Source organism: Rhodoferax sp., from assembly GCF_011391645.1.
In the GTDB taxonomy this organism is placed as follows: domain Bacteria; phylum Pseudomonadota; class Gammaproteobacteria; order Burkholderiales; family Burkholderiaceae_C; genus Rhodoferax.
The window spans coordinates 1-9,722 of record NZ_JAABQC010000100.1; the positions used below are offsets into that span (position 1 = coordinate 1).

Sequence of the window (9,722 nt, forward strand, 5' to 3'; positions counted from 1 at the left end):
CAACCTCGTGACCGGCGAGGCCGTCGTGTTCAAGGAAGGCGAACTGGCCAACGTGATGCGCGCCAGCATGTCGGTGCCGGGCGCCGTGGCACCGGCCGAATTTGGCGGCATGATGCTGGTGGACGGCATGCTGACCCAAAACCTGCCTGTGCAGGTGGCGCGCTCGATGGGCGCCGACATTGTGATTGCGGTGAACGTGGGCACGCCCCTGCTCAGACGCGATCAGCTCGACGGCATCCTGGGCGTGGCCTCGCAGATGGTCAGCATCCTCACCGAGCAAAATGTCCAAACCTCACTGGCCCTGCTCAAACCCACCGACATCCTGATCTCGCCAGAACTGGGAGACTACACCACAGCCGACTTCGACAGCCTGGCAAAAATTGCCCCCCTGGGTGAAGCCGCTGCTGAAAAGGTCAGTGCCCAACTGGCGCAACTCTCGCTCCCGCCTGCCCAATACGCTGCACTGCGCCAGCGCCAAATTGTCGCCCTGGCCCCGGACGTGAGGCCGATCAACGAGATCCGGTTCGACAATCTGCAGCGGGTTAACCCCGAAACCGTGCTGGGCTTGATGGACACGGTCATCGACCAGCCGATGGACCAGGACGCGCTCGACAGGGACATGCGCAGAATTTATGGCACGGGCGACTTCGAGCATGTGAATTACCGCCTCATCGACGAACCGGGCCGACGGGTGCTGGCGGTGGATGCGGTCGAAAAAACATGGGGGCCGGATTTTCTGCGCTTCGGCCTGGGCCTGTCCAGTGATTTCAGCAGCGATGCCTACTTCGATCTCGCGGTCAGTTACCGCAAAAGGTGGATCAACTCGCTTGGCGCCAATTGGCGCACGCTGCTGCAGTTCGGCCACACAAATTCCTTGCTCAGCGAGTTCTACCAACCGTTGAACACCACAGGCAGTTACTTCGTTGCGCCTTATGTGAGTCTCGTTTCGTCTTCTTTCGATCTGTACCAGGGCAGCAACAACATTGCCACCTACAGCACGGGCTCATCGCTGATCGGACTCGATGTGGGCACCAATTTCAGACGTTATGGCGAATTGCGCCTGGGCTTGCTGACGGGCAAACTGTCAGCGGAACTCGACACCGGACCGCCAGAGCTGTCGTCAGGGCCCGGCCGAATAACCGAGGGTGCGGTCCGTGTCAAGCTGGTGCTGGACCGGCTCAACAACACACATTTTCCGCGCTCCGGCTGGCGCAGCAGCTTCGACATTCACAGCTCGAACACCGCGCTTGGGGCAGACGATTCCTACACCAAGTGGAGCGCTGACGCCATGACCGTTTACTCGTTCGGCGAGCATACCTTCAACGCGTATGTCACAGCCGGTGGCAGGGTCGGCGACAACCCCCTGCCACTTTACAACCAGTTCCAGTGGGGCGGTTTCCTGACCCAGTCAGGCTACAAGACCGGCCAGCTCTACGGCGAGAACCTGGCCTACGGGCGGCTCATGTACTACCACCGTATCAAGCGCGCCAGCCTGCTCGAGGGCGCCTACGGCGGCGTATCGCTGGAACTGGGCAAGGTCGGCGATCCGCTGGTGTTCGGTTCGCCCGAAGGGCTGCTTAAATCTGGCAGCCTCTTCATTGGTGCGGACACACCGGTCGGCCCCGCCTACCTGGGCTACGGCCGCGCGGGGGACGGCAATCAGAGTTTTTACTTTTTCCTTGGCAAGGCGTTCTAGGCAGAAAACGGCCGGCCGTCACTCCGGAAAAGAAAATGCAGGCGCGGACAACAGCTTGCCCCGCCTGCATGTCAAGCACCTGGCGCAGCGAAACGCGATCGCTGCTTCAGTGCGATTGGCTTGCCTTGTCGCTTATTTTTTCGGTGCGGGCTCGATACTGAGTGCCAGTGCCTCGGTGTAAACCGCCTCAATCTGGTCACCCTTCTTGACCACCTTGAAGTGCTCGGGGTTTTTAACCTTCAAATCCACCACTCTGCCCCTCGGGCCTTTGACGGTGATGGTCATTTTCTTCGGGTCAACGGCAATGACATCAGCAATGATCGTCACTTCGCGAGCTCCGGCGACCGCTGGCTTCTCACCTGGTTTGGCCTTTACTGCACCCGAATCCTGGACCATTTCACGCACCCCGCCACCCTTCTTTACCTCAAGCGTCAAGGCTTCGGCGTACTGTACGACGAGCTGGTCGCCCACCTTGATCTGGTCAAAATTCTTGACCTCGGGTCCGGCCACCACATCAAGCATCTTGCCCTTGGCTGTCTTGAGCGTCACTGTGCGGGTGGCCTTGTCGATGGCCGCCACACCGGCGGTGAGCTTGATGGTTTCCATGACGGCCGCTTTGCCGGGCTCGCTGGCCATCACGGCGCCGCCGGTGGGCGCCTGCTGGGCCCACAAGGGTGTGGAAAGCACGGACAAGGCAATGGCAGCAGACAACATCGAGATACGCATGATTTGATTCCTTTTGTGACAGATTGAAGAGACATGCAGCCTGCCCGGCACAGGGTGTCCGGCGGCCCGGCTGAATGCTTCTATGGGGGTTGGGCCGAGGGTTGAAGTCCGGCGCGGGGAGGATTGTATGCCTGCCAACAGTCCCGTTTCCGATCAGTTGCGTCAATGCCCGACTGGCTTCGCGTGTCGCGTTCCAAAAATGGCAGAGCCGACCCGCACCAAGGTGCTGCCCGAGGCAATGGCGGCTTCAAGGTCGGCGCTCATGCCCATCGACAGGGTGTCGAGTGCCAGGCCTTGAGCCCTCAAAGCCTCAAACAGGTCACCGGCCCGTTTGAACACTTCGCAGGCGGCGGCAAAATCGGGCGCGGGTTCGGGAATGCACATGATGCCCCGCAATTGCAGCCGCGGCAGCTTGGCCACTGCCTGGGCCAGCGCCAAAGCATCAGCAGGTGCAACCCCGGATTTGGTGGCGCCGCCATCGACGTTGACCTGGATGCAGACTTGCAGCGGCGCCAGGTCGGCCGGGCGCTGCTCGCTCAGGCGCTCGGCAACCTTGAGCCGATCCACCGTGTGCACCCAGTCAAAATGCCCAGCCACGAGCCGGGTCTTGTTGCTCTGGATCGGGCCTATGCAGTGCCACTCAAGCGGCAGATGGCGCAGCCCGGTGATTTTCTCCACTGCTTCCTGAATGTAGTTTTCACCAAACAGGGTTTGCCCGGCAGCAAAAGCGGCTTGCACGGCATCGGTATCAAAGGTTTTGGAAACTGCCAACAGCTTGACTGCCGCGGGCGCCCGACCCGCCGCCAGGCAGGCGTCGTGAATGCGCTGTTGAACAGCGCTGAGTTGTGTTGAAATCTTGGTCATAATTGACAAGCGTAACAAACAAAAGGGAATTCTGTGGACATTACCCAATTGCTGGCTTTCAGCGTCAAAAACAAGGCTTCTGATTTGCATTTGTCGGCTGGTTTGCCACCCATGATCCGGGTCAATGGCGATGTGCGGCGCATCAATGTGGAACCGCTTGACAACAAGCAGGTTCACGCCATGGTGTACGACATCATGAACGATGCGCAGCGCAAAAAATACGAAGAATTTCTTGAAATTGACTTTTCTTTCGAAATTGAAAGCCTGGCGCGCTTTCGGGTCAACGCGTTCAACCAGAACCGGGGCGCTGGTGCGGTGTTCCGGACCATTCCCAGCAAGATTCTGACGCTCGAACAGCTCAACTGCCCCAAGATATTTGGCGAATTGGCGCTCAAACCGCGGGGCATGGTGCTGGTGACCGGCCCCACGGGCTCGGGCAAATCCACCACCCTGGCAGCCATGGTGAACTACCTCAATGAGACCGAGTTTGGCCACATCCTGACGGTGGAAGACCCGATCGAGTTTGTGCACGAGTCCAAAAAGTGCCTGGTCAACCAGCGTGAGGTCGGGCCGCACACGCAAAGCTTTGCCGCCGCCCTGCGCTCTGCCCTGCGGGAAGACCCGGACTGTATTCTGGTGGGCGAAATGCGTGACCTCGAGACCATCCGCCTGGCCATGACGGCCGCCGAAACCGGGCACCTGGTGTTTGGCACGTTGCACACCTCCAGCGCGGCCAAAACCATCGACCGGATCATTGACGTGTTTCCCGCTGCCGAAAAGGAGATGATCCGCGCCATGCTCAGCGAATCGTTGCAGGCGGTGATTTCGCAGACGCTGTGCAAAACCAAAGACGGCCAGGGCCGGGTGGCCGCGCACGAGATCATGCTGGGCACCAGCGCGATTCGCAACCTGATCCGGGAGGCCAAGGTGGCGCAGATGTATTCAAGCATCCAGACGGGCAACAGCCTGGGCATGCAAACCCTGGATCAAAATCTGACCGACCTGGTGCGCCGCAATATCGTCAGCCCGGCCGAGGCCCGCTCCAAGGCCAAGATTCCCGAAAACTTCCCAGGGTGAACATATGGAACGCGATCAAGCAAATACTTTCATCAACGACCTGCTCAAACTGATGACCAGTCGCAACGGCAGCGACTTGTTCATCACCGCTGATTTCCCGCCTGCGATCAAGGTCGACGGCAAGATCACCAGGGTGTCTCCCCAGCCCCTGAACGAGGGCCATACGCTGGCGCTGACGCGGTCTGTCATGAACGACAAACAGGTGGCTGAGTTCGAACGCACCAAAGAGTGCAACTTTGCCATTGCGCCGCCCGGTCTGGGGCGTTTTCGGGTCAACGCTTTTTTGCAACAGGGCAAAGTGGGCATGGTGCTGCGGACCATTCCCATGACCCTGCCCAGCATTGAGAGCCTGAATTTGCCGCCCATCCTGAAAGACATCGTCAACACCAAGCGCGGCTTGTGCATCATGGTGGGCGCCACCGGTTGCGGCAAATCCACCACGCTGGCGGCGATGGTGGACTGGCGCAACGAAACCACGTTTGGCCACATCATCACGGTCGAAGACCCGATCGAGTTTGTTCACCCCCACAAAAATTGTGTGGTGACCCAGCGTGAGGTCGGCATCGACACCGACACCTGGGAAGCAGCCCTCAAAAATACCTTGCGTCAGGCCCCGGATGTGATTCTGATGGGGGAAATCCGCGACCGCGAGACCATGGAGCACGCCGTGGCCTTTGCCGAAACCGGCCACCTGTGCCTGGCCACGTTGCATGCCAACAGCGCCAACCAGGCGCTCGACCGGATCATCAACTTTTTCCCGGAAGAGCGGCGCGCGCAACTCCTGATGGACTTGTCGCTCAACCTCAAGTCCCTGGTGTCGCAACGCCTGATCCCCAAGCAAAACAGCAAGGGCCGTCTGGCGGTGGTCGAGATTATGCTCAACTCGCCGCTGATTTCCGATCTGATCTTCAAGGGCGAGGTGACCGGGATCAAGGAGGTTATGAAAAACAGCCGCAATATCGGCATGCAGACGTTTGACCAGGCGCTGTTTGACGCCTACGAAAGCAACCAGATCACCTACGAAGATGCCCTGCGCAATGCCGATTCGGTCAACGATCTGCGGTTGCAAATCAAACTCAACAGCCAGCGCGGCAAAAACCAGAATTTGGGCGCCGGCACTGAATTTATGGCGATCGTTTAGGCAAACGGGCGGTTATGAAAATCATGAATCCGAGAACTTACGAAGCCACACCCGCGCGGCGCGTCGCCTTTTTGGGATTGGGCGTGATGGGCCACCCCATGGCGGGGCACCTGGCAGGCGCCGGTCACCAGGTCACGGTGTACAACCGGACAGCGGCGAAAGCGTTGGCCTGGTGCCAGGAATACCAGGGTGATGCTGGCAGCAGCGGCACCGTCAATCACGCGCCCACCCCATGCCTGGCGGCACATGGCGCTGATCTGGTGTTTTGCTGTGTTGGCAACGACGATGACCTGCGCAGCGTGGCACTGGGCGGCGAAGGCGCCTTTGTCGGCATGAAACCCGGTGCCGTGTTTGTGGATCACACCACGGCGTCGGCCAATGTGGCGCGCGAGCTGTACGCGGCGGCAAAAACCCAGGGGCTCCATTTTGTCGATGCGCCGGTGTCTGGCGGCCAGGCGGGCGCCCAGAACGGCGCGCTCACGGTGATGTGCGGTGGCGACCTTGCAGCGTTTGAGACCGCCCAACCGGTGGCCATGGTGTTTTCCAGGGCCTGCACTTACCTGGGTGAGAGCGGCGCCGGGCAACTGGCAAAAATGGTCAATCAAATTTCCATTGCCGGCCTGGTGCAAGGCCTGGCAGAAGCGATTGCCTTTGGTCAAAAAGCGGGCCTGGACATGAATCTGGTGCTCGACGTGATTGGCAAAGGCGCGGCGCAAAGCTGGCAGCTCGACAACCGTGGCAAAACCATGGTGGCCGATAAATTTGACTTTGGTTTTGCCGTGGACTGGATGCGCAAAGATTTGGGGCTGGTGCTCGACGAAGCCCGTCGCAATGGCGCCAGCTTGCCGGCCACCGCCCTGGTTGACCAGTTTTATGCCGACGTGCAAAAGATGGGCGGTCGGCGCTGGGACACCTCCAGCCTGATCAAGCGGTTGCGTTAAGGACTGCTTTTTGGCGGCGGCGCTGGTGGCGGCGACAGGGCGCGCAGTTCTTCTTCGCTGATGATCTCGAACACACGCACCACCTTTTGCACGCCGCTGATGCTGCGGGCAATTTCCGAGGCTCGCTCGGCTTCGCGCTGGGTGACGCGCCCCATCAGATAAACGATGCCGCGCTCGGTGACGACCTTGAAAGCGTTGACGTTCAGGTCTTTGGCATCCAGCAGGGCCGCCTTGACGCGGCCGGTAAGCCAGGTGTCGTTGGAGCGCTGCGACAGTGAGGTATTGCCCATCACCGCCAGCTCATTTACCACCGATTGCACGCTTTCTACACTTGCGGCGATCTGCTCCACCATTTGGCTGTCTTGCGGGTTGGGCACTTCACCGGTCAGCAAGACACGGCGGTTGTAACTGGTGACATTGACATGGGTACGGTTACCCAGTTTTTCACTGACACGGCTGCTGGTGCGCAGTTCAATGTTCTGGTCATCGAGCTGGGCGCCCGAAGTGCGCCGATCAACGACCACCATCGTGCCGACCACAGCCCCGCCCACAATGATCGGAAAACAGGCAGTCAGTGAAGTAACCAGGGTCAGGCTGACAAGCATCAGGCCAAGGAGTTTTTGGTGTGCAAAGGTCATGGTGGGCTTTCCTATTCGCCAAGTAACAGGGTATCGACCGCATCGCACAGGCAATGCAGCGTGAGCAGGTGAACTTCCTGGATGCGCGCGGTGCGCTCGTGGGGCACACAAATATGCACATCGGTGTCGCGCAGCGCTTGCGCCATCTTGCCGCCACCGCGCCCGCTCAGGCCGATGACGATCATCTCGCGCGCGTGCGCCGCCTCGATGGCAGCCAGCACATTGGCCGAGTTGCCGCTGGTGGTGATGGCCAGCAGCACATCGCCGGGTTGCCCCAGCGCCCGCACCTGGCGCGAAAAAACATGGGTGAAATCATAGTCATTGGCAATGGCCGTCAGGATCGAACTGTCGGTGGTCAGCGCAATAGCGGCCAACTCGGGCCGTTCACGCTCGAAGCGTCCGACAAATTCAGCTGAAAAATGCTGGGCGTCGGCAGCAGAACCACCGTTGCCACAGCTCAGCACCTTGCCGCCGCTGGTCACGCACGCCAGCAGCGCCTGCACCGCGTCGGCGATCGGTTGGCTCAACAAGGGCGCAGCCTGGTATTTCAGATCGGCACTGTCAATGAAATGTTGTTGAATTCGTTGTTGCAGCATGGCCGCAATGATACCCGCGCCAAACGGCTGAGCTGCTGCGCAGGGCGCCAGTCAACCCCAGCTTTGCAAAGCCTTACATTTCCCCGGCCTCAAACGCACCGGCCAGCCACTCAATGTGGCCCGCCTGAACCGTCACCACATCAAAACGGCAGGGCGGCAACGCACTCAGGCGCATCAGGTAGTAACGTGCGGCAAACACAATGCGCTTTTGCTTGATCCAGCTGACGCTGGCAGCGGCGCCGCCATGGCTGCTTGAGGCGCGGCGGCGCACCTCGACAAAGACACAGGTGCCGTCAGCGGCGCGCATGATCAGGTCAATTTCACCACCACCCCGCCCCGGGGTTCGATAATTGCGATCCAACAGGCGCAGACCGGCGCGCTGCAAATGCGCCAGCGCCTGGTCTTCGGCCTGGTCACCCAATTGTTTGGTGGTGGGCGGCCGAAGCTGCGCCGCTGCCGACCCCGTTTTGAACAGAGGAATACCCATTGACTTCAAGCTCCTTGACTCCTGTGAGCGCCAGCTACGCCCAGGCCCTGTTGGCTGCGCAACACGCTTGTGGCCAGCAAAATTACCCGCGCGGTGCCTTGTATGTGGTGGCCACGCCGATTGGCAACCTGGCCGATATTAGCCTGCGCGCCCTGCATGTGCTGCAACTGGCCGACCTGATTGCCTGTGAGGACACCCGCCACACACAGGCATTGTTGCGCGCCTATGGCATCGACAAGCCCCCAGCGCAGCTGCTGGCGCTGCACCAGCACAACGAGGCGCAGGCAGCGCAACTGGTGCTGGAGCGGCTGCGCCAGGGCCTGCGCGTGGCCTATGTGAGTGATGCCGGCACCCCGGCCATCAGCGACCCCGGCGCGCGCCTGGTGGCCGACGCGCGTCAGGCCGGCTTGCCGGTGCTGCCGCTGCCGGGTGCCAGCAGCATCACAACGGTGCTGAGCGTGGCCGGCCTGACTCTGGATGCGCAGCACCCGGACGGCTTCGTTTTTGCCGGATTTTTGCCCAGCAAGAGCGGCGAGCGCAACACGGCAGTGCAAGCGCTGGCGGGTGAGACGCGCGCGGTGGTGCTGTTGGAAGCCCCGCACCGCATTGAAGCGCTGGCTGCGTCCCTGGCCATTCTGGGAGCGCGGGCGCTGACGGTGGGACGTGAACTGACCAAGCAGTTCGAAGAAATTGCCACGCTGGCGGCCCAGGATTTTCCGGCCTGGCTGGCGCAAGACGGCAACCGCCTGCGCGGTGAATTTGCGCTGGTGCTGCACCCAGCCCCGGCAACGGCAGCCAGTGGCCCCGACACCCGCGTGCTGGCCCTGCTGCTGGCCGAACTGCCCCTCAAGACTGCCGTCAAGCTGGCGGCGGAAATCACCGGTGAGCCGCGCAATGCGCTCTATGAATTGGCCCTGAGCTTGAAGGGCAAGGCCGCTTGATTCAGTTGGAGCGCTGTATGAGGTGCCTTCGCTACGGAGGTTGACCACGCATTGACCCGAAGGACCCTCAGACTTCCAGGTTGGGGGCTATTGTCGGAGGGCTCCCGCTTTCTTGGCTCGGTGACTCCTGCAGACACTTATGCAGAGCTGTACATAAGGGTCTTTAGTCTTTGAGCCGAAGAACGCCGCAAAGCGAACTCTCATGCGGGTTCCAGCACTGCCGGTGAAAACACTCTTCATAACTGAGTCCTCTGCATAAAGACCCATACTCGCCGTTCACCGTGACCGCGTCAAACCCGGCGGAAATTCGAAAGCTGACTTTGGATTTCGCCGTAACCGGCCGTTCGCCACCGATGCCAGAAACGCGGTAGCAGTCAGACAAGGACGACGATCACATTTTCCGGTTGGCCGTCAACAGCACAGTGGAAGGAATCTGCCACCAGTGCCCGCTGCAGGGTAGTACATTGGTCGCCCGCCACTTCCTCAAACACCCCGTCGAACGCGCAAACATGGAAGTGCACATGCCCGTTGAGGCTGGAGCCGAAGCGGTGGATGAAGGCGATTGCGCTAATGTGCAGGGTTGCCCTATTCGCACTGGCCGCACCCGGGCTGCGG

At 60.5% G+C, this 9,722-nt stretch carries 10 protein-coding genes and 1 pseudogene; 5 read left to right on the forward strand and 6 right to left on the reverse strand.

Annotated elements, in window-relative coordinates; all coding sequences use genetic code 11:
• On the forward strand, positions 1 to 1,696 hold a 1,696-nt coding region (locus tag GPS82_RS11645; protein ID WP_296494843.1), incomplete at its 5' end, for a BamA/TamA family outer membrane protein.
• Between the two features lie 132 nt (positions 1,697 to 1,828).
• On the opposite strand, the gene GPS82_RS11650 is transcribed toward GPS82_RS11645, so the two are convergent.
• Positions 1,829 to 2,422 (reverse strand): hypothetical protein, encoded by a 594-nt coding sequence (locus GPS82_RS11650; protein WP_296494846.1) that lies wholly within the window; start codon positions 2,420 to 2,422, stop codon positions 1,829 to 1,831.
• Positions 2,423 to 2,584: 162 nt separating this feature from the next.
• Positions 2,585 to 3,286, reverse strand: a complete 702-nt coding sequence (locus GPS82_RS11655) for a YggS family pyridoxal phosphate-dependent enzyme (RefSeq protein WP_296494848.1) — start codon at positions 3,284 to 3,286, stop codon at positions 2,585 to 2,587.
• A gap of 33 nt (positions 3,287 to 3,319) precedes the next feature.
• On the opposite strand from GPS82_RS11655, the gene GPS82_RS11660 reads away from it, so the two are divergent.
• From GPS82_RS11660 to GPS82_RS11670, 3 genes are read left to right on the forward strand one after another with little or no spacing between them, the layout of a single operon-like run.
• A complete protein-coding gene (locus GPS82_RS11660; protein WP_296494850.1) occupies positions 3,320 to 4,363 on the forward strand; it encodes a type IV pilus twitching motility protein PilT in 1,044 nt (347 codons plus the stop codon).
• Positions 4,364 to 4,367: 4 nt separating this feature from the next.
• Positions 4,368 to 5,504, forward strand: coding sequence for a PilT/PilU family type 4a pilus ATPase (locus GPS82_RS11665; RefSeq protein ID WP_296494853.1), 1,137 nt, complete (start codon positions 4,368 to 4,370; stop codon positions 5,502 to 5,504).
• A 14-nt stretch (positions 5,505 to 5,518) separates the two neighbouring features.
• On the forward strand, positions 5,519 to 6,445 hold the full coding sequence (locus tag GPS82_RS11670; RefSeq protein ID WP_296494856.1) for an NAD(P)-dependent oxidoreductase: 927 nt from the start codon (positions 5,519 to 5,521) through the stop codon (positions 6,443 to 6,445).
• On the opposite strand, the gene GPS82_RS11675 is transcribed toward GPS82_RS11670, so the two are convergent.
• The 3 genes from GPS82_RS11675 to GPS82_RS11685 all read right to left on the reverse strand — a co-directional run bounded on the left by GPS82_RS11675 (position 6,442) and on the right by GPS82_RS11685 (position 8,166).
• Positions 6,442 to 7,083 carry a BON domain-containing protein gene (locus tag GPS82_RS11675; RefSeq protein ID WP_296494859.1) on the reverse strand — a complete coding sequence of 214 codons (642 nt, stop codon included), beginning with the start codon at positions 7,081 to 7,083 and terminating at the stop codon, positions 6,442 to 6,444. The genes GPS82_RS11670 and GPS82_RS11675 overlap by 4 nt on opposite strands.
• Before the next feature lie 11 nt (positions 7,084 to 7,094).
• Complete coding sequence (locus tag GPS82_RS11680; RefSeq protein WP_296494861.1) at positions 7,095 to 7,679, reverse strand: phosphoheptose isomerase; 585 nt, start codon at positions 7,677 to 7,679, stop codon at positions 7,095 to 7,097.
• Between the two features lie 73 nt (positions 7,680 to 7,752).
• Positions 7,753 to 8,166 carry a YraN family protein gene (locus tag GPS82_RS11685; protein ID WP_296494864.1) on the reverse strand — a complete coding sequence of 138 codons (414 nt, stop codon included), beginning with the start codon at positions 8,164 to 8,166 and terminating at the stop codon, positions 7,753 to 7,755.
• On the opposite strand from GPS82_RS11685, the gene rsmI reads away from it, so the two are divergent.
• A complete protein-coding gene (gene rsmI / locus GPS82_RS11690; protein WP_296494866.1) occupies positions 8,166 to 9,107 on the forward strand; it encodes a 16S rRNA (cytidine(1402)-2'-O)-methyltransferase in 942 nt (313 codons plus the stop codon). The genes GPS82_RS11685 and rsmI overlap by 1 nt on opposite strands.
• A 476-nt stretch (positions 9,108 to 9,583) precedes the next feature.
• Here the strand turns inward: rsmI and GPS82_RS11695 are convergent.
• Positions 9,584 to 9,722: pseudogene (locus tag GPS82_RS11695) on the reverse strand (transposase); the annotation flags it as partial.

Bases quoted from the DNA above. Each gene is read 5' to 3' on its own strand.
- GPS82_RS11650 (WP_296494846.1), bottom strand. From the start codon at position 2,422: ATGCGTATCTCGATGTTGTCTGCTGCCATTGCCTTGTCCGTGCTTTCC.
- GPS82_RS11655 (WP_296494848.1), bottom strand. From the start codon at position 3,286: ATGACCAAGATTTCAACACAACTCAGCGCTGTTCAACAGCGCATTCAC.
- GPS82_RS11665 (WP_296494853.1), top strand. From the start codon at position 4,368: ATGGAACGCGATCAAGCAAATACTTTCATCAACGACCTGCTCAAACTG.
- GPS82_RS11670 (WP_296494856.1), top strand. From the start codon at position 5,519: ATGAAAATCATGAATCCGAGAACTTACGAAGCCACACCCGCGCGGCGC.
- GPS82_RS11675 (WP_296494859.1), bottom strand. From the start codon at position 7,083: ATGACCTTTGCACACCAAAAACTCCTTGGCCTGATGCTTGTCAGCCTG.
- GPS82_RS11680 (WP_296494861.1), bottom strand. From the start codon at position 7,679: ATGCTGCAACAACGAATTCAACAACATTTCATTGACAGTGCCGATCTG.
- GPS82_RS11685 (WP_296494864.1), bottom strand. From the start codon at position 8,166: ATGGGTATTCCTCTGTTCAAAACGGGGTCGGCAGCGGCGCAGCTTCGG.